Genomic DNA, 24,332 nt, shown 5'->3' on the forward strand with positions numbered 1-24,332 from the left:
GAAGTATCGCTTAAAATAGAGCTTCTTAAAATAGCCCGTCAATGGCTATCACAATTTTCTTCATATTGGTTATTTGTATGTTTTCGTTTCTACAACACGTAGCTCACATTGAACAGCAACGAACTGCTCGACACGTGGTACTTGGCGTAGGCAATGTTCAGTTTGAATCGGTTCAGGTTGAGACCGCCACCCAGCGACAGGCCCGCTCCGTTGCTGCTCTTGCCATCGGTCGACTGTATTTTCATCTCGTTGGCCCTCCTGAAGTTGTATCCGCCGCCAATCCATATCTGGTCGGAGAGTTGGAAATCGGCGCCCACCACGAGGTGGTTGATAAACTTATACTTGGGGTGGTTGATGTCGACCCATGTGAGATGTAGGCGAAGGGGCACGTTGGCAAACGCCTTCGATACGCCAATTTGCACGTCGAGCGGCATTTTGTCGTACTCCTCGTCGTAGGCCTTGAGCTGTCCGCCCAGGTTCTTGGCCACCATGGAGACCGACCATTGGTGCTTGTCGTCGAAATAGTTGAGGCCCAGGTCCACGCCGAACGCCACCGATGAGTAGTCGCCTATGAACGATGAGATGAGCTTGGCGCTGATTCCACCTGCGATGTGATTGGTGAGCATATACGAGAAATAGCCCGCCATGGAGATGTCGCGTGCCGAGAACTCGCCCGTCTGCACATTGTTTTCGTTCATCTCCTTCATCTTGCCATAGTCGAGATACTGGCCGCTGACGGCCCACGAGGCCCGCTCCTTCACCACGCGGTTGAACGAGGCGCTGGCCGTGTTGACCCCCGACATGTAGCTCATGTAGTTGAGGTTGATCGTCTTGTCGGTAACCGAGGAGAGCAAGGCGGGGTTATGGAAGATCATCGTTTCGTCGTCCTCGATGAGCGAAACGTTGTCGCCTCCCAAGGCGGCAGCGTGGGCGCTGACAGGCAGTCGGAGGAAATTATATCCTGTTTGGCTTTCGTCCTGAGCATGTGCCATCAGCGACGATAGTGTTAACAGAAGGGCAAAAACCGCTTTTTTCATTTAAATTCTCTAATTATTGGGCAAAGATACGGCTTTTTTCAATATTTACTGTAAATTTGCATAACGTTTATCGTATAGATAACGTATGTAGGGAAAGATTATTGCTTGTCCATGGAAATCAAAAAAAACATCAGCGCAGACTTGGAACGGAGGCGGACGGGATTCTTCCTGCTCGGGCTTATCCTGTCGCTGTCGGTGTTCTTCGTGGCCATGGAGTATACCTCCTGGCCCGACAATGGGGCCGACGATGAAAGTGTGCTCGATGATATGGCGCAGGACATTGCCCTCATGCCTGCCATGGACACCCACGACATGATATCGGCTGTGTCGGCTCCGGCGGCGAAGGCTGTAACCAATAAGGTGGAGGAAAGCGCTGAGGCGGCCGACAATTCCGAAAAGATAGCGCCCGTTACCAGCAAGCTCGTCATAGGCGATGGCGAGGGTGTGCAAAAGGACGCCAACGTGACCGAGGCCCTGCCGCAAATCACCGTGAGCCAGGATAGCGATGTGCTCCGCACGGTGGAGCAACTGCCCGAGTTTCCCGGAGGCATGGTCGAATTTATGAAATGGCTGACACGCAACCTGAAATATCCACCTTATGCGCAGGCACAGAAGATACAAGGCAAGGTGGTGGTGTCGTTCCTTGTCAATAAGGATGGTAGCATCGCCAGTCCGAAGATAGAGAAATCGTGCGACCCCACACTCGACCGCGAGGCCCTACGCGTCATTCGCATGATGCCCAAGTGGAAGCCCGGCCTCATGAACGAGAAGCCGTGCCGCACGATGGTGGCCGTGCCCGTCAACTTCCAATTGTGATAATCAATCAAGAAAAATATAGAACCATGATGTTTACTGCCGATGAACTTTTAAATAAGGTAAATGTATTTTTAGACAATCTGCCTTACGACCGTGAGCCCAAGAGTCTCTATGAACCCGTGAGCTACACCCTCTCCATGGGTGGCAAGCGCATCAGACCCGTCTTGATGCTCATGGCCTACAACCTGTTTAAGAACGACCCCGAGAGCATCTTGATGCAGGCCGTGGGATTGGAGACCTACCACAATTACACCCTGCTGCACGACGACCTCATGGATAACGCCGACCTGCGTCGTGGCCACGAGACCGTTCACAAGCGTTGGAATGCCAATACGGCCATCCTTTCGGGCGACTCCATGTTGGTGCTGTCGTACCAACGCATGGCCAGCGGCCTGACCGACAAGCTCAAACCGGTGCTCGACACCTTTACCGAAACGGCTTTGGAGATAGGCGAGGGCCAACAGTATGACATGGAGTTTGAGACGCGCGACGATGTGGCCGAGGCCGAATACATAGAGATGATACGCCTCAAGACGAGCGTGCTCCTGGCTTGCGCCCTGAAGATTGGCGCCATCATGGCCGACGCTTCGCCTGTCGACGCCGACAACCTTTATAAGTTTGGTGAGCAAATTGGTTTGGCTTTCCAGTTGCAAGACGATTACCTCGATGTGTATGGCGACAGTAAGGTGTTCGGAAAAGAAATTGGTGGCGACATCACTTCCAACAAGAAAACCTTCATGCTCATCAACGCCTTCAACCACGCCAACGCCGAGCAGCTCGAGGAGTTGAAGCGTTGGGTGGCTGCGCCCACGTTCGACCGCAAGGAGAAGGTGGAGGCTGTGACACGCCTGTATAACGAGATAGGCATCGATAAGATGGCCCAAGACCGCATCGCCTACTATTTTGAGCAGAGTAAGAAATATCTCGACGCTGTTGGTGTGTCGGCTGATCGCAAGGAGGAGTTGCGCCAGTATGCCCAGCGTATGATGAAACGACAATATTGATCGGAGCCTATTGCGGTTCCGTTCTTGTCCTTATTTTATTCGGAAAGATGATAAATGTGATAGATACCCATACGCATCTCGATGCCGTGGAGTTTAACGAGGACCGCGCGGCGGTCTTTGAGCGTGCTCGCGCAGCAGGTGTGTGCAAAGTGTTTTTGCCCGCCATCGACCTCAAGACGGCCCGCTTCATTATGGCTTTGAGCCAGGCTTACCCAGGCTATGCCTACCCCATGGTGGGATTGCACCCCGAGGAAGTGCGGGAAGACTGGTTTGAACAGTTGACAGAGTTGGCCAATATTATTCGGGCCGACAGGGCTGAGGCCAAGGAGAAGGGCGACGCTCGCGGGCGCATCATCGCCATTGGCGAGGTGGGGCTCGATTACTATTGGAGCCGCGAGTTTGCCCAAGAGCAGCTCGAGGCCTTTAAGATGCAGGTGCAATGGTCGGTCTCTACGGGCCTTCCCCTGATGATCCATTGTCGCAAGGCGCAAAGCGAGATGGTGCGTGTGCTGCGCAAGTACAAGTCGAATTTGCCTGGTGGCGTGTTCCATTGCTTCACCGGAAACCAGAAAGAGGCCGAGGAGTTGCTCTCGTTTGATAAGTTTGTGCTTGGCATAGGCGGTGTGTCCACCTTCAAGACCAGCCATCTGCGCGAGGATTTGCCGGCCGTGGTTCCCATGGACCGCATTGTGCTCGAAACCGATAGCCCCTATATGGCTCCCGTGCCGCATCGCGGACAGCGTAACGAAAGTGCGTATGTCATGGATGTGCTTTCCACGTTGGCGAAAAGCTATGGCGTGACACCCGATGAATTGGCTCATCAAACCAACGAAAACGTGAAACGGGTGTTCGGTATCGAGGCGGTTTCAGACGTCCAATGTTAAACCATTAAAGAAACTTAAAAGTTACAGCTATGTGCTCGCTTTCTTTTGGAAAGGAGTATCTTTGCGCTCGCAACAGAGATTTGCAGATTCAAACACATGAGGAAAGGTGCTCGAGTGGCTGAAGAGGCACGCCTGGAAAGCGTGTAACCGCCTAAAGCGGTTCGGGGGTTCGAATCCCCCTCTTTCCGCACCATGCGTTTGATAGTTGTGGCTTTAATCGATGTAAAGATGAAAAAGAAAATTGCATATCTCGCCATTTCCCTTGTGTTTGTTCTTTCTGCGTTGACGGTGGGCGTGCAGCCTGCTGAGGCTCAAGGTGCGCCGGCTACAGCCCAGGCGGCATCGGCAACGGCTCCATCAGCGTCCGCTTCGAAAGAAACGAAGGATAGTACGGCGACTGAGGCTGGGCAAGACAGCCTCGACAATGAGGCGTTGATGGACGAAACCATGGCCGTTGATAGCGCCTCTGTGGCCCCGGTCGAGGAAGTGGGGTTCCACAAGGCCTTGAAGACAAAATTTATCGAGGGTAACGCAGGGTTCATGTCACTGGTGGCCCTGGCATTGGTTCTGGGCTTGGCCTTTTGCATTGAGCGCATCATCTATCTCAGTCTTTCGGAGATCAACGCCAAGAAATTCATGAAAGACCTCGATGCGAAGATCATGAGTGGCGACGTGGAAGGCGCCAAGGCGCAATGCCGCGACACCCGAGGCCCCGTGGCATCCATCTGCTATCAAGGCTTGGAGCGCATTGGCGAGTCGATGGATAACGTGGAGCGGAGCATCGTTAGCTATGGTTCGGTGCAAAGCGCCAATCTCGAAAGGGGATGCTCATGGATTACCTTGTTCATCGCCATGGCACCGTCGCTCGGTTTCCTCGGCACGGTGATAGGCATGGTGATGGCGTTCGACCAAATCCAAACGGCGGGCGATATCAGTCCGACCATTGTGGCCGCGGGCATGAAGGTGTCGCTCATCACCACCATCTTCGGTATCATTGTGGCCCTGATATTGCAGGTGTTCTACAATTACATCCTCTCAAAGATCGATCATTTGACCTCACAAATGGAGGAGTCGGCTATCACTTTGCTCGACTCTATGATGAAATATAAACTCACAAGACAATGATTACGCTTCCCCATCGTTGGCGGCAACTGCCTGCGGAGAAGCTGTCGTCGAAAGTGCTGGGCCTGCTCATAGCCCTTGTTATCTTGCTGTTCGCATTGTTCGGACTGGTGGGTTACAACCGTCCTTATGATGAGGACCCTAACTTTGTGGCTCCTCTTTTCACGGATGTGCTCATCGTCTTCATGGAACTGTTGGTGGTTTTGGCCATGGGTTGTGCCGTGTGGTCGATGGCGAGAAGCCTGAAGGTCAGAGGGAAGAGTGAGGCTTATGAGAACAATGTGCCTATCAAGAAGATAGGGTATGTTGTGTCGTGGGGCACGGCTGCGCTGCTCTTGCTGTCTTTTCTCTTGGGATCGGCCCACCCTATGGTCATCAATGGGGTGGAGTATACGGATGAGTTTTGGCTCAAAACGGCCGATATGCTCATCGTGTCGTCGCTGGTTCTGATAGTCGTTGCTATCGGAGCCATGGCGTATGGTGCCACAAATTTTATGAGGAGAGATCATGTTCGCTAAGCGTAGACATCAGGTTCCTGGACTGAACACCACGTCGACGGCCGACATCTCGTTCATGTTGCTCATCTTTTTCTTGGTGACAACAAACATGGATGTCGACAAGGGTTTGACGCGACAGTTGCCCCCGGCCGATAAGCAGGAGCAGCAAGTGTCGCAGGTGGAGAAGGGAACGCTGATGACCCTGACCATCACCAAGGACAACGCGCTGCTCGTTGACGGTAAGCCTACACCCGTGAACAAGGTGTGTGGACTGGCCGAAGCGTTTGTGAGAAGGGTGGGGCGCAAGCATCTGGTGAAGATAGAGGCGGCTCCCGAGGCCAACTACGACATCTATTTCCAATTGCAAAACCAACTGGTGATGGCTTATGGACGCCTGCGCAACGAAGCGGCCATGAAGACCTATGGTAAGCCTTTCGCTAAGCTTACAGAGGAACAGCGTAACCATGTGAAAGACATCTGCCCTCAGCGCATCGCTGAGGATTATGGGCAGGCTGCCGTTTCGGCGGCGAATGCTTACGGTGTGGGCGAAACGGAGGCCGCTGGTACGGGAAAGGAGGAACGCCCATGAGCATGTTCAAACGACGTAAATACGAGGTGCCAGGACTGAACGCGGCATCGCTTCCCGACTTGATCTTTACCGTGTTGTTCTTCTTCATGATTGTCACCCACATGCAGAAGGTGGCCGTAAAGGTAAAATATCAAGTGCCGCAGGGAACGGAGCTCACACGCCTGACTAAGAAATCGGCTGTTACTTACATCTATATAGGTTATCCTTCCGATGGCTTGAGACGTAAGGTGGGTGGAGACATTCGCATCCAGTTGAACGATAAGTTCGCTTCGCCCGAGGATGTTGCCGATTACGTGAGTGCAGAGAAGGCTCGCATGTCGCCTTCCGACCAACAGCAAATGATGGTTTCCATCAAGGCCGATCGACACACCCCGATAGGCTTGGTCAACCAAGTGAAGCGCTCGCTCCAGCAAGCCAAGGCGTTGCGCATTAGCTATTCGGCTACCGAAACGAAGGAAAGAAAATAAGCATAGCGTGTTAGAGGCGCCTCGGAACGTTCATGTCGCGCCCTGGTAGGACGTTGACTATGCCTTGTTATTGCGCTTGTGGTAGGAAGGCGTGCCGTTTGTTGGGCGATAATCTGCTACTTGTTTTCTCATGAAATCTCATGGGGTGGCAAAACGTCTTTGGCCTCAAACAACAATGGTCGCTATATGCGAATTAATGATGAGTTTTGTATGTAATCTTGCATTTTTATGTCTTGTTTTTTGACCTGTGTGAAAAAACTGTGTGTTATGGGTGAGTGTTTGTGTCAATCTGAAATAAATATGTGTTGAAAAGTTGCCAAATAGAATTATTATTGCTAACTTTGCACAGTAATAAAAATAACATTATGGCAAATCATCGTTTGGATGCTTTAGACAGAAAGATACTAAAATTAATCTCTGCTGATGCGCGCATTCCCTTCCTTGAGGTTGCGCGCGCTTGTAATGTAAGTGGTGCTGCTATTCACCAGCGTATTCAGAAGCTTACCTCGCTGGGCATTCTGAAAGGATCCCAGTTTATCATCGATCCAGAGAAGGTGGGCTATGAGACGTGTGCCTATGTGGGCCTTTATCTGAAAGACCCCAGTGAGTTCGATGCAGTAGTTGAGAAACTGAAGGCTATTCCTGAAGTAACGGAGTGTCATTACACTACGGGCGGATACGACATGTTTATCAAGATCTATTCAAGGAACAATCATCATCTGCTCAATATCATTCACGATAAGTTGCAGCCTCTGGGCTTGTCGCGCAGTGAGACCATCGTTAGCTTCAATGCCGTAATCGACCGTCAGCTTCCCATCTTTGACAATACGGATGAGGAGGAAGATGAGGACGACGGCGAAGATTAAGCCTCCCAATCGGTCATTAGACTAATAATAGGAATACGATTAGGACATTATAGCTTCCTTTTCTATTCTGATGACCGATTTGAGTTAAATCGTAGGAATCCCTTTATCTGTTAGAACGATACGTAATGAAGGAGAAGCCCGTGTGCTTCTCCTTTTTTATTTCTGTCCATTGGCTTCGGTCTATCTTGGGGAAGAAGGCGTCGGCGTTGGCCGGGCTGTCGTCGACCCTTGTGAGATAGATGACCGATGCCCACGGGAGTGCCTGCTCGTAGACGCTTGCCCCGCCAATGACAAACACGGTGTTGTCTGCCGATGCGCCTTGCGCGTCGCCCACCGAATGGCCGCTTGGGGCGTTGCAAGCCTCAAGGGCGCTCGCCAACGATGGGAACACTTCGCATCCGGGAATACTCTCGACCGTTCGGCTCACAACCATGTTGCGCCTTCCCGGCAGTGCGCCATGAGGCAACGAGTAGAACGTGTGACGTCCCATGATAATGGTGTGCCCCATGGTAAGCTGTTTGAAGTGGGCCATATCCTCAGGGATTGACCATGGCAAGCGGTTGCGGTAGCCGATGGCACGATTGCGCCCCATGGCTACAATGATGGCGATGGTCATAACACGTTGATGGGTTGTTCGGGCAGATGCGTGGTCTTGATCTTCCATTCTTGGGGATAGAGGTTGTTGGCCCTATTGCCGATGTTCTTGCAAAAGCCGATGGCCTGCCCCCGATAGGTGAGCAGCACAATGCCCTGCGGGGTGGCGGGCGATAGGCTGATGGCCTCTTTTCGGAGGTAATGGATAGCTTGTTCCCAACCGATTTCCACTTGCGTGAAGGCGCTGTGGTTGAGCGCTGTCGACAGGGCCAGTGAGGCGGCGGGAACGAGTTGCTTGCCTTTGGGAACGCCCAGGCCAACGCCCGCATGGATGACGTGCAGTGATTTGGCGGCCTTTTCGTATAATGGCAACCAGCGTGTGGGAATGGCGCGAACGATGGTTGGCGTTTCCACCACGGTCCAAGCGCCCTTGCCTGAGGCCCCATTCTCCTGAAGCCACAGGTTGGCCACTTTGGCGTATGCGCTTTGTTGGGTGCGCGCAGCGCTCTGGCGGTCTTTCTTACGGCGTGGTGCCTCATCGTTGTCCTGCTTTCTCAGTACCGCCATGAAGATGCCTTCGCCTGGCGTGAAGCCCGGTATGAACCTGCAAACAGGCAACAGGCCTTCGTCTTCTCCACCATGCTGAGCTGCCGAGAGCCCGGTGCCCAAGGCGCTGGTGACGTGCCATGACGGGTCGACCGGTATGCTGATGAGTTGGGCTCCCAATTGGTCGATGATCCATTGGATGTTCTTCTCGTCTTCGTGCTCGTTGTAAGTGCAGGTGGAGTAAACCAATATGCCCCCCGGCTTGAGACTTGGCCAGATGTCCTCAATGATGCTACGTTGCAGTTCGGCGCATTTCTCCACGTTCTGTGGGCTCCATTCCTGGATGGCCTGTGGGTCTTTGCGGAACATGCCCTCGCCTGAGCAGGGCACGTCGGCCAGGATGAAGTCGAACGCCAGGTCGGCCTTGCGGAAGTCGCGTGGATAATTGTTGGTTACCACCATGTCGGGATGTCCCTGTTTCTGCACGTTCTCCGAGAGGATGGAGGCGCGTACCTTGATGGGCTCGTTGGCCACCACGACGCTCCCCTCGGGCAGTGCGGCGCGTAGGGTGGTGGTCTTGCCTCCCGGTGCTGCACACAGGTCGAGAGCCACAACAGGGCTGTCGACCAGATGTCTCACCACATGATGGATAAACATCGACGACGACTCTTGCACATAATAGACACCCGCATGGAGCAGGGGGTCGAACGTGAAGTCGGGGCGGTGGGGTAGCACGCGGCCCTCGCCACACCACGCAATGGGGGCGAAATTCTTGTCTGCCGCCAGTTCGCAGCCTGTGATCTTAAATGGGTTCAACCTGATGGTGGTTTGCGGCGCCTGTCGCAAGGCTTCGCAAAACTGCGCATATCGTGCCTCGCCAAACAAGGGCTTGGTGCTTTCTTCGAAGGCTTTGGGAAGAGCAATGTCGTTGGACATAAGTCAAAGTGTTAGTGTATCGTACCTCATGATTGGGAGGAAGAACGCAAGGTTCCTCCTCCTTTGCCATACGATGTTTAGTCGAATATAATGCTGTAGCCATCCTCCTGAAGGTCTTTCTTGGATCCTTCAGTTTTCTTCTTGGGCTGTTTTTTTAATTTACCTTGTTCGTCAAAGAGACCGTATGTGGTTCTCAGCACCATAAATTCGGTACGGCGGTTCAGCTGGTTGCAAATTTCCTGCTTCTTCTCGTCTTTCAGTGCCTTGATGAATTCCTCGGTCAGCACATCGCCCTCTTTGAGGAACGGGTATTTCTCTGTGAGCTTCTTCTTCACGGTCTTGGGCTTCAGCTTGCCGTAACCCACTGGTGTGAGTCGATCGGCGGCAATGCCGTGCTCAATGAGATAGTTGACCACCGATTCGGCCCTTCGCTGCGAGAGTCGCTCGTTGTAAGCCTCCGATCCCTTGTAGTCGGTGTGGGCGCTGAGCTCAATGGTAACATTGGGGTTCTCGTTGAGCAACGTAACCAGTTGGTCGAGCGCCGTCTTGGAACTGTCGCGCAGGGTGGCCTTGTCGAAATCGTAGAAGATGTTGTCGATGAGTGTGGGGGCTGAGATGTTGGCCAAGGCAAACTGCAAGGTCGTGTCGCGGCTCTCCTTGGGATTGGTCAGTGCGCGAACCTCCTCCTTGTGGTTGAGGAATCCCTTGCAGGTGGCTAAGAAAAGATACGTGACGCCCTCGTTGAGCACCTTGGTGAACGAGCCGTCGGATCGTACCGACAGTTTCTCGTTGGTGCCGTCGTCGCCCACCACGTACACCTCAGCCGCTGGCAATTCGTAGCCGTCCATTTCGTAAACCCATCCTTTCACCGTTTGAACAATCTCTGGGTTGTAGAACGAATAGATGTGGTCCCAACCACGACCGTCGCCTCGGTTTGACGAGAAGAAACCTTGGTTGTGCGGCCCCTCGAAGGTCATGCCAAAGTCGTCGCCTTGCGAGTTGAGCGGATAGCCTGGATGGGAGAGGTGGTATTTGTGATCCTTGCCTATCTTGGCAATGTAGATGTCGAGTCCTCCCAATCCCTTGTGGCCATTGCTTGAGAAGTAGAGGTCGCCGTTGGGTCGGAATGTTGGGAACATCTCGTCGCCGGGTGTGTTGACCGGCTCGCCCAAATTTTCCACTCCGCCAAAGCCGCCCGCTGTCAGGCGTACGCGCCAAATGTCGAGTCCGCCCTTGCCTCCTGGCATGTCCGACACGAAGTAGAGCCACTCACCGTCGGGCGATATGGCCGGATGGGCAAAACTCGACAGGGTGTCGTTGCTTAGCTTCACCTCCGACGCCTTGCTCCACGCTGCGTCCGACCGGTTCGACTTTACGATCTGCGCATAGCGGGGATACGACGGGTCGGTGGCGCATTGGGTGAGATACATCTCGCGTCCGTCGGGCGAAAAGCAGCACACTCCTTCGTCGTAGGCGGTGTTGAGGCCACCGTTGACAGGTTCGGGCTTGCTCCATTTGCCCTTGTCGTCTTTCTCAGAGAAGAACACGTCGGCTGGTTTGGTGCCCGTTATGCCGCTCAACTCATCGCCTTGCGCCTCGTTGCGGGTCGACGTGAAATACAGTTGGTCGAACTCGTCGCCAAACAACATGGGCGAGTATTCGGCGCGTCGTGAGTTGAAGATGTCCATCTTCTTCACGGTGTATCGGCTGCCCTGTTCCTTGATGGTGGGTGCGTTCTTGGCCGATTCCAATCCCTTGCGCGCCAATACGTTGTCGGGCATGGAGTCGAGCACGAGTTGGAACTCGGCCGCGGCCTCCTTGTAACTGCCGTTTTTCATGAGCAGTTGCGCCAAGGACAGGTGGTCTTGCGTCTTGGCTTGGTTGTATCGGATCACGTTGCGGTAGGCGGCAATGCCCTTGGCCGTTTGCAAACTCTTGTCGTAACACAGCGCCATCTTACCAGCTGCCACCCCGCGCTTGTCGCGCTGCTTGGGTGGAATCTTCTGGTAAGCCTGCTTAAACTCATTGGCGGCATCGAAATATTCACCCAGGGCAAGATACTTCTCGCCCTTCTTCATGTTCCTTTCTGCACCGCAAGAGGTCAATACGGCGAGTGCTATCAGGAGGAAGCACAATGATGATATGTAATGAGGCTTGGTCATATAGATATAACGCAGAACGACGGGTGTTATTATAGATAAGGTAGGCAATAGGACCATTATTTTTAATTTCACGGCGTTTGGATGCTACGCATTTTGCTTCCCGAGTGCTCAGAGCGGGCTTGTCATGCTATCGCTTAGGTTTGGCTCCGATACGGTGAGTTGTGAAAAAAGCCAATGGTGTATAGATGCTGGCTTTCGGTAGAATTCAATCTGCACACAACATACTATGATTTCAGGTCGTCTTGCATTTTTCGTTGAGAAATAGTGCCTGTCTCGGGGGAATTCACTATCTTTGCATAAGATAGGCTGCACTCGGCAATTTGAAAGCAAGCTTTCATTGCGCTCGCTGGCACTATCTTTGCATAAGATAGGCTGCACTCGGCTTCACCTCCATTCGTGCGAGAGTTGCACCTGTTATAATAATTGATGTAAGGAAATGAAAAACATTATCACTATTTTGGCCGTATGGCTCTGCTGCATTGGGGCTACAGCACAAGTGCGCTCCCAAATGACAGCCTTCCCTGGTGGAAAATATCAAATATACCGAGTGGCTCTGCAAGACAAGCGGGGTTGTAAGGCGTCGCTTAAACATCCCGAGAAATTCCTTTCGGAGAAATCATTGCGCCGGCGCGCCAAGCAACATCTGCTGGTCGATTCAACTGACCTGCCCCTCTCGCGCACTTATCTGAAAAAGATGGCTGAGCAAGGCTTTGCGATCATCGGTGGCAGTAAGTGGAACAATACGGTGCTGGTGAAGGACACCTGTGCATCGGCTCCCCAGCGCCTCTGCGCGTTGCCGTTCGTGACATCGGTGGTGAAGGTCTTTGGAGGAGTCGACTCCGTGAAGCTCACGCCTCCCTCCACGGTGAGGCCCGACACGCTTGTCGCTCGATACAAGGCGAAAACCCGCTATGGACAAGGCGAGCATCAGATAAGCATGCTCAACGGACAAAAACTGCATGAGGCGGGGTTCAACGGTAAGGGAATCCTCGTTGCGGTGATCGACGGTGGCTTTATGAACGTTGATAAGATTGGTTATTTGAAGAACGTGAATATTGTGGGTACGCGCGATTTCGTGTATCCCTATACGGCGAATCTCTATGATGAGCTTGACCATGGCACCGAGGTGCTCTCCACCATTGCCGCCAATAGCGACAGCGTCTTTGTAGGAACGGCTCCGGGGGCATCCTTCTTGTTGTTACGGAGCGAGTTTGGACCGTTGGAGAATCTTGTGGAGGAGGACTTTTGGACGCAGGCTGTTGAGTATGCCGACTCGGTGGGTGCCGACATCGTGACATCCTCTTTGGGCTATACCGAGTTTGACGACAAGGCTGCCAGCCACAAATATCGCGAGCAAGACGGGCGCACGGCTCTCATCTCGCGCACAGCATCGATGATCTCGGGCAAGGGTATGATTCTTACCAATAGCGCAGGCAATACAGGCGCCGCCAAATGGAAGCGCATTGGATTCCCGGGCGACGCTCACGACGTTCTCACGGTAGGCGCTCTCGCTCCCGATAGCACGAACACCACGTTCAGCAGCGTGGGTCCTACTTACGACGGACGTGTGAAACCCGATGTGATGGCAATGGGTGGTTACTGCACCGTTATCAATGGAAAGGGCTTGGTGGCACATGCCAACGGCACTTCGTTTTCCACGCCTATCACTTGCGGCTTGGTGGCTTGCCTGTGGCAGGCGTTGCCCAACAAGACGGCATCGGAAATCATGCAGCTTGTAAGGGAGTCGGCAGATCGTGCCGATTACCCCGATAACATCTTTGGATATGGCATTCCCGATTTCTGGAAAGCCTATCAGATGGGCCTGAACAAATAACACGCTAAACGACAACGCATGGAGGGCAAGCCACTGACACTCTACGAACTGAACTCGCTGGTGCGCGGGGTCATCGAGTCGACACTCAACGCAGGCTACTGGGTTGAGGCCGAGCTGTCGGAGGCGCGTGAGGTGAGGGGGCATTGTTACATGGAACTCATCCAGAAGGAACCGTTCTCCTCCACTCCTGTGGCACGTGCTTCAGCCAAGTGTTGGAAGAACCGTTGGGGTGCGTTACGACCCAAGTTTGAACGCGTGACAGGTCAGCCGCTTCATGCCGGACTGAAGGTCTTGCTTTGGGTGACAGCCAGTTTCCACGAGGCTTACGGCTTTGCATGGATTGTGCAGGACATCGATCCAACCTACACCTTGGGCGACATGGCGCGCAAGCGCATGGAGATCATCCGCCAGTTGAAAGCGGAGGGAGTGTTTGAGTTGCAGAAGGAGTTGTTGTTTCCCATGTTTGCCCAGCATGTTGCTGTTATCTCATCAGAGAACGCTGCGGGCTATGGAGATTTCTGCAACCAACTCCACAACAACTCCCACGGCTTGTGTTTTTCAACCACCTTGTTCCCGGCCGTCATGCAGGGCGACCAAGTGGAACCTTCTGTCATCGACGCGCTCAACCGCATTTATGACGAGGCCGACCGCTTCGACGTGGTGGTAATTATAAGAGGTGGCGGCGCAACGGCCGACCTGAGCGGTTTCGACACGCTGGCGTTGGCAGAGAACGTGGCCAACTTCCCCATCCCCATCATTACGGGCATAGGCCATGAGCGCGACGAGAGCGTGCTCGACATGGTGGCCTACCAACGGGTGAAAACCCCGACAGCAGCAGCGGCTTACATCATCGACAACCTGATGGCGGTGAGTCTGCTGCTTGACCGATGCCAGGAAACCATCGTGCAACGCATCGGGCAGCGCCTTTCGTTGGAACATGCACGTCTCGATCGCGCTACAGCGCGCATTCCCACACTTTTCTCATTGGTGAAAGCCCGACAGGAATCCCGCCTCGACCGCCTCTCTACAGCCATTGCAAGCCACATGCGTGAGCTGCTGGCCAAGGAGCAGTTTCGTCTCGACCGACTCGCCTTGGGCATGGCGCCATTGGTTCAAAAGAAGATGGACGGTGAGAAACATCGCATCGAGCAACTTGCGTTGCGCGCCAAAAGTCTTGACCCCAACGTGTTGCTGGCGCGCGGATACAGCATCACACTGGTCAATGGCCGCATTGTTCGCGACCCCGAAGCACTGCAGGTGGGCGACGTGGTGGAAACCCGTGTGGAGAAAGGGTCGTTCCTGTCGACAGTTAAAGAAACACATACCCAACAACCCTCATAAACCTATAGAAAGTCATGGCCAAAGAAACCAAATACGAAATGGCGATTAGCCAACTCGAGGAAATCGTGGAACGACTGGAAAACAACCAGTTGGGAATCGATGAGATGACCGCCCAGCTGAAGAAGGCGCAGCAGCTTATCAAGCTCTGCAAAGACCGTCTCACCAAGACCGACGAGGAGATTCAGAAAATCCTCGGCGAAGGAAAGAACTAACAAACACAAGGAAATACAGCGCCTAAAAATTGCAAGTGATGATTATTATTTATACCTTTGCAAGGTGACTGTATGTAGAACTCTTAACAATAGATATTATGAAAGATTTAGACTGGGGTAAATTGACGTTCGGTTATATGAAGACCGACTACAACGTACGTTGCTACTACCATGATGGTAAGTGGGGCGAGATCGAAGTATGCAGCGATGAGTACATCAACATGCATATGGCAGCCACCTGCTTGCACTATGGTCAGGAGGCTTTTGAAGGCCTCAAGGCTTACCGTTGTCCTGACGGTAAGGTGCGCATTTTCCGCGTGGAAGAGAATGCCAAGCGCCTGCAAAGCACTTGCGACGGTATCGTCATGCCGCAGGTGTCGACCGAGATGTTTGTCGAGATGGTGGAGAAAGTGGTAAGGCTGAACCAAGAGTACATTCCTACATACGAGAGTGGTGCAACGCTTTACATTCGTCCGCTGTTGGTCGGTATAACACCGCAGGTGGGTGTGCATCCCGCTCACGATTACCTCTTCATGATCTTTGTAACACCCGTGGGTCCCTACTTCAAGGGGGGATTCCAATGCAATAAGTACGCCATCGTGCGCGACTGGGATCGCTCGGCTCCGCTCGGAACAGGCGTGTATAAGGTGGGTGGCAACTACGCCGCTTCACTCAAGGCCCACATGTTCGCTGCTTCGAAGGGTTACGGATCGGAGTTTTATCTCGACGCCAAGGAGAAGAAGTATGTCGACGAGTGCGGTGCAGCCAACTTCTTCGGCATCAAGGATGGCACATATGTCACTCCGAAGTCTACATCGATCTTGCCTTCCATCACCAACAAGAGCCTGATGCAGATTGCCGAAGACCTCGGATTGAAGGTGGAGCGCCGCCCCGTCCCCGTGGAAGAGCTCGACTCTTTTGAGGAGGCTGGCGCTTGCGGAACAGCCGCTGTGATATCGCCCATCTCTGAGCTCGACGACCTCGATACCGGAAAGAAGTATGCGTTCGGCGACAAGCCCGGACCATGGTCGACCAAGCTCTATGAGACGCTGCGTGGCATTCAGTATGGTACGGTCGAGGATAAGCACGGATGGACAAGGGTTGTCATCGACTAATCTGACACGACCACTCCCGTTGGGCATCGTTCCAACGAAGCACAAATAACAAGAGCCATCGTCTTTTTCGGTTGCCATAAAACCGAAAGGATGATGGCTCTTGGCGTTTTTGAGGCACAAGACTATCGCTTTTGCCGCATATTTTTGTAACTTTGCAGCCAAAAAACATCAATATGGGAAAAGGTAAATTAGCCAAATTTGCAGAGATGAAGGCCATGAAGAACGTCTTCGAGTATCCATTCTCCGTTGTCGACAACGTGCCCTTTACCATGAAGGGACATTGGCGTGAGCAATATTTCAATAACGATAATCCCATCGTTTTGGAGTTGGGATGCGGCAAGGGCGAATACACTGTGGGCTTGGGGCGCCTGTTTCCCAATGTCAACTTTATCGGCGTTGACATAAAGGGAGCGCGTATGTGGACCGGAGCCAAGCAAGCGCTTGAGGAGGGGTTGGACAATGTGGCGTTCCTGCGCACCAATATCGAGATTATCGACCGTTTCTTTGATCCGGACGAAGTGCAAGAGATATGGCTTACTTTCTCCGATCCGCAGATGAAGAACCCGCGCAAACGCCTGTCGTCGACCTATTTCCTGGAGCGTTATCGCCACTTCTTGGTCGACGGGGGAATCATGCATCTGAAGACCGACTCTAACTTCTTGTTCACCTACACCCGGCTGATGGTGGAAAAGAACCAGTTGCCTGTCGAGGTGTGCACGGAGGATTTGTATCACGATACGCCTGCCGCCATCGTCGACTCGCCCATTCTTTCCATCCAGACCTATTACGAATCGATGTGGATGGCGCGTGGGCTCAACATCCGATACATGCGTTTCCATTTGCCGCATGAGGGACAACTGCAGGAACCCGAAGAGGAAATTGAACTCGACGACTATCGTAGTTACCACCGCACAAAGCGCAGTAGTTTGAAGACTGCCAAATAACCCCCAATCTGGTTATTAGACCGAAACGGGAAGATTGTTAGGCTGTTATAACTTTCCTCAATTCTGGTTAGCGTTTTTCCGGCTTTTCGCTTCCATTCTTGTCTCGTCATCGCCTGTTATGGCTTCACTGCGCCTGTGGCAGCCTACTTGAATAAAACACTGACAAGAATGGAAATCTAATGACGACAGATTTGGGATAAGTCGACTGCGAAATATGCCTTGCGTATGGAAGGCTGCAAGACGAAACAACAATACGAAAACCAATACAGGCTGAGAGTTGCATTGTAAAACGTTATTGAAGAAAGCGTTGCAACCCTCAGCCTGTAGTGTAAAGGCCGGTGTGTTATAAGGCCGGTTTGGTGGGGAATACGTAGAAATGGCGGTCGGGACGGTAATCGATCATCCATTGGTCGACGACGATGTGGTTGTCGAGGGCTTTGATAACCAATGTGTGATAGCCGCCTTTCAGTTTGATGTCTGTGGTTCGCAAAGCCTGTCCGCGTAGCACATTCACTTTCCAACGCTCTGAGCGATAAGGCTCCTTGAGTGAATAAATCACGGGGTTGCCATCGTCTATGCTGATGGAATAACGTATGTCGCCCTTGTCGTTCGACTGCGTGGGAATCAGCGCGGTGTAAAGTACAGCGTCGCCATCCTTGGCGTAAAAACGATAGGTCAACGATTCGCCCTTGGGCAGTTTGACAGCTCTCATGGAGTGGCCCAGCATCTCTATGGGTTGTGCTCCGTCGGTTGCCGATTGGTAATCGCAGGCGTTTCGCACCACGCAACCATCCAGTTCCATCTTCGCTTCGAGCGGTTCCTGCACATACTTGCGCATCTCTTCGGCGGTCACCTTGCCAGGAAGCGAGGGCGCTTGGAACACTAACAGTCCGCGGGGAGCCATGTCCATCAGCCCGTTCCATTTGCCGTGGGCCATTTGCTTGTTATAATATTCGGTGAGAGTCTGTATCTCTTGATAGGCCTTCACGCTTCTCACGGCAGCCTCCAAGGCTTCTTCGTCCCTATGGAAGTTCTCCTTTCGAGTGATATGGCGTGCCTCTTGGGCTTGCAACTGCTTCGTGGCCATAGCGGCCGCGCAATAAACAGGATACTTGATGGCTGCGAAGAAGGCATCTTTGAGCTCCGGGCGAATCATTTGTTCGGCTGTGGCGATCTTGTGCTTCACGGCCTCATAATCGTTCAGGTAACGCTCCAACTCATTGCCAAACTCGTCGGCAGAGAACTCTGTGTCTTGCACGGGTGACCATCCGTTCTTATAGCGGTTCCTATCAAGCTCCACCTGGTTCCATCCCATAAACTCCGGACGGCGTATGCCGCAGAGATGATAGAACTCTGTCATGGCTTCAGTAAGCGGAGCGGCGGCTTCCTCGCCAAAATGCTGCGTGAGCCAGTCGCGTAGATGTTGCTGTAGTGATGAGGCTGTAACCGAATTGATATTCCACGCCATGTCCATAAACAGCGACAGGTCGTAGGCTGCCACCTTGGGATCGTGCACATTGGCAATCCAAAGGCGTCGGGCGTTGTGGTCCCACGCCTCACGCATCTCCGAATAAACCAAACCGGGTTGCGTGGTGGTCAGCCACAGGTAATCGTGGGGGCGACCCCAATAAGAAAGGTGGTAATACACACCGCTGCCACCTGCGCGTTTTTGTTCAGCGGCATCGGGTAGGCGGGTCAGGTAACCATAGTTGTCATCACACCACATGAGCATCACGTCATCGGGCACCTTCAGGCCTGATTCGTATATCTGTAGCACCTCCTTGTAAGGAATGAACACCTGCGGCACTTTCTTTAGGTTGCGGTTAACGGTTTGATGAAGAATGTTGCGTTGCTCGTCGATGACGCTCTGCAAGGCCTTTACCCGATCGACATTTCCGCCCACGCCTTCCATCGAGCCATCGTGAATGCCACGCATGCCCAACGTGTAGAGCCCGTCCATGTGGGCCGTCTCCTGAGCGCGCTCACGCCAATAGTTTTCTACCTGTTTGCGGTTGGTTATCCAGTTGTACGGTCCCCGCTGCTTACTGTTCCACTCGGCCACATTGTTCCTTAGAATGGGCTCGCAATGCGATGATCCCAACACGATGTCGAACGAATCGGCCACCTCCTTGTTGCCTTTTACCTGGAAGAATCCATCGGTTCCCTCGTGCATGGCAGGCCACAGTGTGTTGGCGCGCAGACGAAGCAACAGTTCGAAGAGGCGGTGATAGTAGCGAGGGCCTAAGATGCCTGATTTTGAATGGGCGTCGACCAACTGCTTGTCCCACACGCGTGTAGACCAGTCTTCGTCGTTGATAAACACGCCTCGGTACTCCACCGATGGATGTTGTAGGGTCTCAAATTGCTCATTGAGCACCAGGTAATGTTTGCGCTGTGGTGTCACGTCACCCCAATCTATCCAGGGCGAAACACCCGCCTTGCGCGAAAGCTCCAAAATGCCGTATGCCGTGCCGCGACCATTGCTGCCTACAATCACGACCTTGCCATTGCGTATGCCCATCCAGAAGGCATCGGGCTTGGCAATGAATTTCTCAAGGGGAATCTTATAACCAGACAGACGCTTGAACTCCTTGTTGTTCAGCATGTCGAGCTGGTATATTTCTATCTTGCCCTCACCCTTGCGAGCCGATTTGCCAGTGACGGCTTTCATGTCGGCGGAAAACATGTCCAAGGCCTTGGCGACAACGGTTCCATAGTTTTTTTGAGTAGAGTAGGTGACATGGCCACCCGCGTACCACACCACATCCTTGGCCGACACGGCGGTCGACAAACCAAGGATGGCATGAAGAAGGAGGTATCTGATTTTCATGAATACGAAGATGTTATGATGGGGTTCAGCAGAACCTTTTGTCATCCTCGCCCTCAACAGGCAATGCGTTCCAGTTGACCGCGAAGGTGAAAGATCAGTAGCAAAGTTACTGAAAAATGGTAGAACAGAGGAAGATTCTTCCTTAAAACCATCATTCTCAATAAAAAAAGTGGTAATTTTGCGTAGAAATAGAACCGAGAAACGGTTTGGCCCAACCCACCGATGGGCTACAAATGGCGTTTCTCCGATGAAATACAAAAACATAATATGACCCAAATGACGATTTATCCCAAGCTGATTACAGATGCATTGGCCACCGTGACCTACCCAGGAACCAAGAAAAACCTGGTGGAAAGCGAGATGGTGGCGGACGACATCCGCATCAATGGCAACAAGGTGAGCTTTACGCTCATATTCCCTCGCGACACCGACCCATTCATCAAGTCGACCATCAAGGCTGCCGAAGCAACCTTGAAGTACAAGTTGGGCGAGGACGTTGAGGTCACCATCTCTACCGAATTTACCAGCGCTAAGCGTCCTGAGCCCGATAAGTTGCTGCCTCAGGTGAAGAATATCATTGCCGTAAGTTCAGGTAAGGGAGGCGTTGGTAAGTCGACCGTGTCAGTGAATCTTGCCATCGCTTTGGCCAAGTTGGGCTACAAGGTGGGATTGCTTGACACCGACATCTTCGGTCCGTCGATACCCAAGATGTTAGGCGTCGAGGGCGAGCGTCCTTACGCTGTGGAGAAAGAAGGCCGCCAACTCATTGTCCCCGTTGAGAAATACGGCATCAAACTGCTGTCGATCGGTTTCTTCGTAAACCCCGAAACGGCAACCCTTTGGCGTGGCGGAATGGCTACGTCGGCGCTGAAACAACTTATCGCCGACGCCGATTGGGGCGATCTCGACTATTTTATCCTCGACACCCCTCCTGGCACATCCGATATTCATCTGACCCTGTTGCAGACATTGGCCATTACGGGCGCTGTTATCGTGTCGACCCCGCAGAAGGTGGCATTGGCCGATGCGCGCAAGGGAATTGACATGTATAAGAACGACAAGGTGAACGTTCCCATCCTTGGTTTGGTTGAGAACATGGCATGGTTTACGCCCGCCGAACTGCCCAATAACAAGTATTACATCTTCGGCAAGGAGGGATGTAAGAACCTGGCCAAGGAAATGGGTTGTCCGTTGCTGGCCCAGATTCCTATCGTTCAGAGCATTTGTGAGGACGGCGACGACGGTCAGCCTGCTGCAACGAAGACCGACACTGCCACTGGCTTGGCGTTTATCAATCTCGCCCAAGCCGTGGTGACAACTGTCAATGTGCGAAACAAGAATCTGCCTAAGACTCATATCGTGCAGATTAAGAACGAAGGCTAATCATCGCAGGGTGGCATAGCCGATACCTACGCATGGCCAATTGGTCCCAAGTGCGTAGGATCAAAAGCATTATGGGTGCCGGGTAAATAACAGGATTTGCGTCCTATGTTATTTGCCCAGCACCTTTTTTCATAGCCTACGCGTCACCCGCTACCTTATAAATAGGTACGCCAAGTGGCTTTATTTTGACTTTTATGGCATATTTGTCGTCACTATCTGTTGCAAAAGTGCACATCTATTCGGATATTTTTGTAACTTTGCGGTAACAATGAACAACGATAACAAGAAAGCTACATTGGAGCTGGGCACCAAGCCCGTAGGCTCCCTTCTGCTGCAATATGCGCTGCCGGCCATCATTGCGATGACCGCCTCGTCACTTTATAACATCATCGACCGTGTATTCATTGGTCAGGTGGTGGGTGCCGAGGCCATTTCCGGCCTCGCCATTACTTTCCCGTTCATGAACCTGGGCGCCGCGTTTGGTGCCGCCGTGGGTGTTGGAGCGTCTACTTCCATTTCGGTGAAGTTGGGACAACGCGACTATCTGACGGCAGAGAATTTGCTTGGCAACACCGTTACGCTCAACCTCATCATAGGTATTGCGTTCAGTTTGGTTTGCCTGTTGTTCCTCAATCCCATCTTGCGTTTCTTCGGAGCCAGTGATGCCACTTTGCCTTACGCACGCGATTTCATGGAGATTATTCTTGCGGGCAACGTGGTGTCGCACATGTATTTCGGCATGAACGCCGTGCTTCGTGCGGCCAGCAAGCCCCGTCAGGCTATGATGGCCACCATCTTTACCGTGGTGATGAATATCTTGCTCGACGTGGTGTTCATCCTTTGGTGGCACTGGGGCATTCGCGGAGCTGCCTTGGCCACAGTGCTCAGTCAGTCGATGGCTTTGTGCTACCAGATGCATTTGTTTACCAACAAGCGTGAGTTGCTCCATCTTAAGCCCGGTATCTATCGCCTGAAGAGCGCCTTGGTGAAAAACATTATAGCCATTGGCGTGTCGCCCTTCCTGATGAATGTGTGTGCCTGCGTGGTGGTTATCTTCGTCAACAACCAGTTGGTGCGCTTGGGTGGCGACATGGCTGTGGGCGGCTATGGCATCGCCAACGCAGTGGCCACGGTGTTCGTCATGTTCGTTTTGGGCTTGAACCAAGGCATGCAGCCCATTGCCGGTTATAACTACGGAGCGCAAAATATGCACCGCGTGCTGCAGGTGCTCAATTTGGCCATTGTCTGCGCCACCTGCATCATGGTGGTGGGCTGGGCGGTGGCCATGTTCCTTCCTCACACCATAGCACGCCTGTTCACCACTGATAGCCGACTGATTGATATGGCCGTCACTGCCATTCGGTTTGTCCTTTTGGTGTTCCCCGTCATTGGGTTCCAAATGGTGGTAACCAATTTCTTCCAGTGCATAGGCAAGGTTCGCATCAGCATCTTCCTCAGTCTATCGCGGCAATTGCTCATCCTTGTGCCCCTGTTGGGCTTGTTGCCCCTGTTCTTCCAGCTCAATGGCGTGTGGTATGCCATGCCCGCCTCCGATGCGGCGGCCTCGGTCATAGCCTTTTTCGTCATGGCCAATTACATTGGAAAACTCAAGGCCCAGGTGAAGGAGCGTCAAACAACACTTACCCATTGAAAACAATTCGTGATATGAACGATAAGAAAATCATCATCAACGTTGGCCGCCAGATAGGCTCGGGAGGCCGCATCGTGGCACAGCAGTTGGCCAAAGAATTCGGCTGCAAGTTCTACGACAAGGAACTCCTCAACCTTGCCGCCAAGGAGAGTGGCTTTAGCGAGAAGTTCTTTGAGCAGAACGACGAGCAGAAGGGCTTCCTCAAGAACCTCTTCCATGTGCACGTCCCTCTCTTGGGAACCAGCGATTTCTATAAGAACGACTTCTCACAAGAGAGCCTTTACCAGTTCCAGAGCGACGCTATCCGTAAGGCTGCCAGTGAGGGCAGTTGTGTGTTTGTGGGTCGCACTGCCGACTATGTGCTGCGAGATGAGCCCAACATGGTGTCGGTGTTCATCACGGCCAATATCGACCAGCGCATTCAGCGTGTGTGTAAGCGCCACGGTTTTGACCGAGCCACGGCCCGCAAGTATATCCGCAACCATGAGGAAGAGCGCGCCTCGTATTACAATTATTACACCGGTAAGCAGTGGGGCCACAGTGAGAGCTACGATCTCTGCATCAACTCATCGCTTCTTGGCATTGAGGAGACGGAACAGTTTATAGCTGAGTTTATCCGCAAGCGCTTCGGATTGTAAGAGGACAAAGGAGGAAAAAATATCATGAAGATTGGCATCATATCGGACACCCACGGCTTTTGGGACGACAAATACGCCACCTACCTCGGCGAGTGTGATGAGGTGTGGCATGCTGGCGACATTGGCAGTATGGAGGTGGCCGATAGGTTTGAGGCCTTGGGACCTCGCTTCCGCGCCGTTTATGGCAACATCGACGATTACGACATGCGGTCGCGCTATGGTGAGCTGTTGCGTTTTGAGGCAGGCGGTGTCGATGTGCTGATGAAGCATATTGGCGGTTACCCCGGCCATTACGACCGCTCGGTGGAGCGCATCATGCGCACAAGGCCGCCTCGGTTGTTTGTCTCCGGACACTCACACATCCTCAAGATCATGCCCGACAAGCAGTTGGGCCTGCTTCATGTCAACCCTGGAGCCGCTGGGCATGCGGGCTGGCAAAAAGAACGAACGTTGGTGAGGCTGACCATAGAGCACGCTACCTTTACCGATTGTGAAGTGATAACCTTGGGAGGAAGATAAATGGACAAATACGCAAAACAGCTGAACGATTACCTCGAGCTGATGAGTCGGTCGACGCTTCTCGTAGATGAGGGCGACCGCCGCAACATGAAGGTGCTGCTCACCATGCTCGGACCTATTGATGAGCAGATCATCGAGGCGCGTTATGGTCTGTTTGGCCAAGAGCGCATGCCTATCGACGACATTGCTCGCCGTTACCGACTTACCGCAGAGAACCTCGTTGATATCATAGAGAAAGACTTGCGGCGGTTGGCCATCACGCCCGAGTGGCAGATGTTGCTCAGGCGTTTCAGTCCGTTGGTCAGGAGCCGGTTGGGACTGGAGCCCTGACATTACTGACAACGG

General features: G+C 52.9%; 23 protein-coding genes and 1 tRNA gene. 19 read left to right on the forward strand and 5 right to left on the reverse strand.

Annotated features, from left to right (window positions below; translation table 11 throughout):
* Positions 1 to 89: 89 nt before the first annotated feature.
* Positions 90 to 1,037: a type IX secretion system protein PorQ gene (gene porQ / locus WKK33_RS06880; RefSeq protein ID WP_215759695.1), complete on the reverse strand. Its 948-nt coding sequence runs from the start codon at positions 1,035 to 1,037 to the stop codon at positions 90 to 92.
* A 111-nt stretch (positions 1,038 to 1,148) separates the two neighbouring features.
* On the opposite strand from porQ, the gene WKK33_RS06885 reads away from it, so the two are divergent.
* The 9 genes from WKK33_RS06885 to WKK33_RS06925 all read left to right on the forward strand — a co-directional run bounded on the left by WKK33_RS06885 (position 1,149) and on the right by WKK33_RS06925 (position 7,282).
* Positions 1,149 to 1,853, forward strand: a complete 705-nt coding sequence (locus WKK33_RS06885; RefSeq protein WP_337469731.1) for a TonB family protein — start codon at positions 1,149 to 1,151, stop codon at positions 1,851 to 1,853.
* A gap of 29 nt (positions 1,854 to 1,882) precedes the next feature.
* Entirely contained in the window at positions 1,883 to 2,857 is a 975-nt protein-coding gene (locus WKK33_RS06890; RefSeq protein WP_337933106.1) for a polyprenyl synthetase family protein, read from the forward strand.
* A gap of 47 nt (positions 2,858 to 2,904) precedes the next feature.
* Positions 2,905 to 3,741: a TatD family hydrolase gene (locus WKK33_RS06895; protein WP_215759693.1), complete on the forward strand. Its 837-nt coding sequence runs from the start codon at positions 2,905 to 2,907 to the stop codon at positions 3,739 to 3,741.
* A 100-nt stretch (positions 3,742 to 3,841) separates the two neighbouring features.
* Positions 3,842 to 3,929 (forward strand) — tRNA-Ser (locus WKK33_RS06900).
* A 40-nt stretch (positions 3,930 to 3,969) separates the two neighbouring features.
* Positions 3,970 to 4,866, forward strand: coding sequence for a MotA/TolQ/ExbB proton channel family protein (locus tag WKK33_RS06905; protein WP_252344911.1), 897 nt, complete (start codon positions 3,970 to 3,972; stop codon positions 4,864 to 4,866).
* Positions 4,863 to 5,381, forward strand: coding sequence for a hypothetical protein (locus WKK33_RS06910; RefSeq protein WP_337933081.1), 519 nt, complete (start codon positions 4,863 to 4,865; stop codon positions 5,379 to 5,381). The genes WKK33_RS06905 and WKK33_RS06910 overlap by 4 nt, the downstream gene beginning before the upstream one ends.
* Positions 5,371 to 5,949, forward strand: coding sequence for a biopolymer transporter ExbD (locus WKK33_RS06915; protein ID WP_215759691.1), 579 nt, complete (start codon positions 5,371 to 5,373; stop codon positions 5,947 to 5,949). Before WKK33_RS06910 ends, WKK33_RS06915 begins: the two co-directional genes overlap by 11 nt.
* Positions 5,946 to 6,416 carry a biopolymer transporter ExbD gene (locus WKK33_RS06920; RefSeq protein WP_215759690.1) on the forward strand — a complete coding sequence of 157 codons (471 nt, stop codon included), beginning with the start codon at positions 5,946 to 5,948 and terminating at the stop codon, positions 6,414 to 6,416. The genes WKK33_RS06915 and WKK33_RS06920 overlap by 4 nt, the downstream gene beginning before the upstream one ends.
* A gap of 365 nt (positions 6,417 to 6,781) precedes the next feature.
* Positions 6,782 to 7,282, forward strand: coding sequence for an Lrp/AsnC ligand binding domain-containing protein (locus tag WKK33_RS06925; RefSeq protein ID WP_215759689.1), 501 nt, complete (start codon positions 6,782 to 6,784; stop codon positions 7,280 to 7,282).
* A gap of 103 nt (positions 7,283 to 7,385) precedes the next feature.
* On the opposite strand, the gene WKK33_RS06930 is transcribed toward WKK33_RS06925, so the two are convergent.
* The 3 genes from WKK33_RS06930 to WKK33_RS06940 all read right to left on the reverse strand — a co-directional run bounded on the left by WKK33_RS06930 (position 7,386) and on the right by WKK33_RS06940 (position 11,520).
* Complete coding sequence (locus WKK33_RS06930; RefSeq protein WP_337933083.1) at positions 7,386 to 7,898, reverse strand: dihydrofolate reductase; 513 nt, start codon at positions 7,896 to 7,898, stop codon at positions 7,386 to 7,388.
* Positions 7,895 to 9,358, reverse strand: a complete 1,464-nt coding sequence (locus WKK33_RS06935; protein WP_337933085.1) for a hypothetical protein — start codon at positions 9,356 to 9,358, stop codon at positions 7,895 to 7,897. The genes WKK33_RS06930 and WKK33_RS06935 overlap by 4 nt, the downstream gene beginning before the upstream one ends.
* A 77-nt stretch (positions 9,359 to 9,435) precedes the next feature.
* Positions 9,436 to 11,520: an OmpA family protein gene (locus WKK33_RS06940; RefSeq protein ID WP_330001639.1), complete on the reverse strand. Its 2,085-nt coding sequence runs from the start codon at positions 11,518 to 11,520 to the stop codon at positions 9,436 to 9,438.
* A gap of 436 nt (positions 11,521 to 11,956) precedes the next feature.
* On the opposite strand from WKK33_RS06940, the gene WKK33_RS06945 reads away from it, so the two are divergent.
* The 5 genes from WKK33_RS06945 to trmB all read left to right on the forward strand — a co-directional run bounded on the left by WKK33_RS06945 (position 11,957) and on the right by trmB (position 16,966).
* Positions 11,957 to 13,354 carry a S8 family serine peptidase gene (locus WKK33_RS06945; RefSeq protein ID WP_337933087.1) on the forward strand — a complete coding sequence of 466 codons (1,398 nt, stop codon included), beginning with the start codon at positions 11,957 to 11,959 and terminating at the stop codon, positions 13,352 to 13,354.
* An 18-nt stretch (positions 13,355 to 13,372) separates the two neighbouring features.
* A complete protein-coding gene (gene xseA / locus WKK33_RS06950) occupies positions 13,373 to 14,695 on the forward strand; it encodes an exodeoxyribonuclease VII large subunit (protein WP_337933089.1) in 1,323 nt (440 codons plus the stop codon).
* Between the two features lie 14 nt (positions 14,696 to 14,709).
* Entirely contained in the window at positions 14,710 to 14,907 is a 198-nt protein-coding gene (xseB, locus tag WKK33_RS06955; RefSeq protein WP_215759683.1) for an exodeoxyribonuclease VII small subunit, read from the forward strand.
* Positions 14,908 to 15,005: 98 nt separating this feature from the next.
* The gene (locus WKK33_RS06960) at positions 15,006 to 16,022 is read left to right on the forward strand and encodes a branched-chain amino acid aminotransferase (protein WP_215759682.1); all 1,017 of its coding nucleotides are present in this window, start codon (positions 15,006 to 15,008) and stop codon (positions 16,020 to 16,022) included.
* Positions 16,023 to 16,195: 173 nt separating this feature from the next.
* Positions 16,196 to 16,966: a tRNA (guanosine(46)-N7)-methyltransferase TrmB gene (gene trmB / locus WKK33_RS06965; protein WP_309439174.1), complete on the forward strand. Its 771-nt coding sequence runs from the start codon at positions 16,196 to 16,198 to the stop codon at positions 16,964 to 16,966.
* A gap of 343 nt (positions 16,967 to 17,309) precedes the next feature.
* On the opposite strand, the gene WKK33_RS06970 is transcribed toward trmB, so the two are convergent.
* A complete protein-coding gene (locus tag WKK33_RS06970; protein ID WP_337933091.1) occupies positions 17,310 to 19,796 on the reverse strand; it encodes a glycosyl hydrolase 115 family protein in 2,487 nt (828 codons plus the stop codon).
* Between the two features lie 276 nt (positions 19,797 to 20,072).
* On the opposite strand from WKK33_RS06970, the gene WKK33_RS06975 reads away from it, so the two are divergent.
* The 5 genes from WKK33_RS06975 to WKK33_RS06995 all read left to right on the forward strand — a co-directional run bounded on the left by WKK33_RS06975 (position 20,073) and on the right by WKK33_RS06995 (position 24,317).
* Positions 20,073 to 21,179 carry an Mrp/NBP35 family ATP-binding protein gene (locus WKK33_RS06975; RefSeq protein ID WP_215759702.1) on the forward strand — a complete coding sequence of 369 codons (1,107 nt, stop codon included), beginning with the start codon at positions 20,073 to 20,075 and terminating at the stop codon, positions 21,177 to 21,179.
* Positions 21,180 to 21,447: 268 nt separating this feature from the next.
* Positions 21,448 to 22,830, forward strand: coding sequence for an MATE family efflux transporter (locus WKK33_RS06980; protein WP_337468351.1), 1,383 nt, complete (start codon positions 21,448 to 21,450; stop codon positions 22,828 to 22,830).
* A 14-nt stretch (positions 22,831 to 22,844) separates the two neighbouring features.
* Positions 22,845 to 23,468 carry a cytidylate kinase-like family protein gene (locus WKK33_RS06985; protein WP_337933092.1) on the forward strand — a complete coding sequence of 208 codons (624 nt, stop codon included), beginning with the start codon at positions 22,845 to 22,847 and terminating at the stop codon, positions 23,466 to 23,468.
* A gap of 21 nt (positions 23,469 to 23,489) precedes the next feature.
* The gene (locus WKK33_RS06990) at positions 23,490 to 23,987 is read left to right on the forward strand and encodes a metallophosphoesterase family protein (RefSeq protein WP_337468388.1); all 498 of its coding nucleotides are present in this window, start codon (positions 23,490 to 23,492) and stop codon (positions 23,985 to 23,987) included.
* On the forward strand, positions 23,988 to 24,317 hold the full coding sequence (locus WKK33_RS06995; RefSeq protein WP_337933094.1) for an RNA polymerase subunit sigma: 330 nt from the start codon (positions 23,988 to 23,990) through the stop codon (positions 24,315 to 24,317).
* Positions 24,318 to 24,332: the final 15 nt, after the last annotated feature.

It is taken from the genome of Hallella sp. (assembly GCF_037460745.1).
Taxonomy (GTDB): domain Bacteria; phylum Bacteroidota; class Bacteroidia; order Bacteroidales; family Bacteroidaceae; genus Prevotella; species Prevotella faecis.

Coding starts and splice junctions, on each gene's coding strand:
- porQ (WP_215759695.1), bottom strand. CDS start 1,037: ATGAAAAAAGCGGTTTTTGCCCTTCTGTTAACACTATCGTCGCTGATG.
- WKK33_RS06885 (WP_337469731.1), top strand. CDS start 1,149: ATGGAAATCAAAAAAAACATCAGCGCAGACTTGGAACGGAGGCGGACG.
- WKK33_RS06890 (WP_337933106.1), top strand. CDS start 1,883: ATGTTTACTGCCGATGAACTTTTAAATAAGGTAAATGTATTTTTAGAC.
- WKK33_RS06895 (WP_215759693.1), top strand. CDS start 2,905: ATGATAAATGTGATAGATACCCATACGCATCTCGATGCCGTGGAGTTT.
- WKK33_RS06905 (WP_252344911.1), top strand. CDS start 3,970: ATGAAAAAGAAAATTGCATATCTCGCCATTTCCCTTGTGTTTGTTCTT.
- WKK33_RS06910 (WP_337933081.1), top strand. CDS start 4,863: ATGATTACGCTTCCCCATCGTTGGCGGCAACTGCCTGCGGAGAAGCTG.
- WKK33_RS06915 (WP_215759691.1), top strand. CDS start 5,371: ATGTTCGCTAAGCGTAGACATCAGGTTCCTGGACTGAACACCACGTCG.
- WKK33_RS06920 (WP_215759690.1), top strand. CDS start 5,946: ATGAGCATGTTCAAACGACGTAAATACGAGGTGCCAGGACTGAACGCG.
- WKK33_RS06925 (WP_215759689.1), top strand. CDS start 6,782: ATGGCAAATCATCGTTTGGATGCTTTAGACAGAAAGATACTAAAATTA.
- WKK33_RS06930 (WP_337933083.1), bottom strand. CDS start 7,898: ATGACCATCGCCATCATTGTAGCCATGGGGCGCAATCGTGCCATCGGC.
- WKK33_RS06935 (WP_337933085.1), bottom strand. CDS start 9,358: ATGTCCAACGACATTGCTCTTCCCAAAGCCTTCGAAGAAAGCACCAAG.
- WKK33_RS06940 (WP_330001639.1), bottom strand. CDS start 11,520: ATGACCAAGCCTCATTACATATCATCATTGTGCTTCCTCCTGATAGCA.
- WKK33_RS06945 (WP_337933087.1), top strand. CDS start 11,957: ATGAAAAACATTATCACTATTTTGGCCGTATGGCTCTGCTGCATTGGG.
- xseA (WP_337933089.1), top strand. CDS start 13,373: ATGGAGGGCAAGCCACTGACACTCTACGAACTGAACTCGCTGGTGCGC.
- xseB (WP_215759683.1), top strand. CDS start 14,710: ATGGCCAAAGAAACCAAATACGAAATGGCGATTAGCCAACTCGAGGAA.
- WKK33_RS06960 (WP_215759682.1), top strand. CDS start 15,006: ATGAAAGATTTAGACTGGGGTAAATTGACGTTCGGTTATATGAAGACC.
- trmB (WP_309439174.1), top strand. CDS start 16,196: ATGGGAAAAGGTAAATTAGCCAAATTTGCAGAGATGAAGGCCATGAAG.
- WKK33_RS06970 (WP_337933091.1), bottom strand. CDS start 19,796: ATGAAAATCAGATACCTCCTTCTTCATGCCATCCTTGGTTTGTCGACC.
- WKK33_RS06975 (WP_215759702.1), top strand. CDS start 20,073: ATGACGATTTATCCCAAGCTGATTACAGATGCATTGGCCACCGTGACC.
- WKK33_RS06980 (WP_337468351.1), top strand. CDS start 21,448: ATGAACAACGATAACAAGAAAGCTACATTGGAGCTGGGCACCAAGCCC.
- WKK33_RS06985 (WP_337933092.1), top strand. CDS start 22,845: ATGAACGATAAGAAAATCATCATCAACGTTGGCCGCCAGATAGGCTCG.
- WKK33_RS06995 (WP_337933094.1), top strand. CDS start 23,988: ATGGACAAATACGCAAAACAGCTGAACGATTACCTCGAGCTGATGAGT.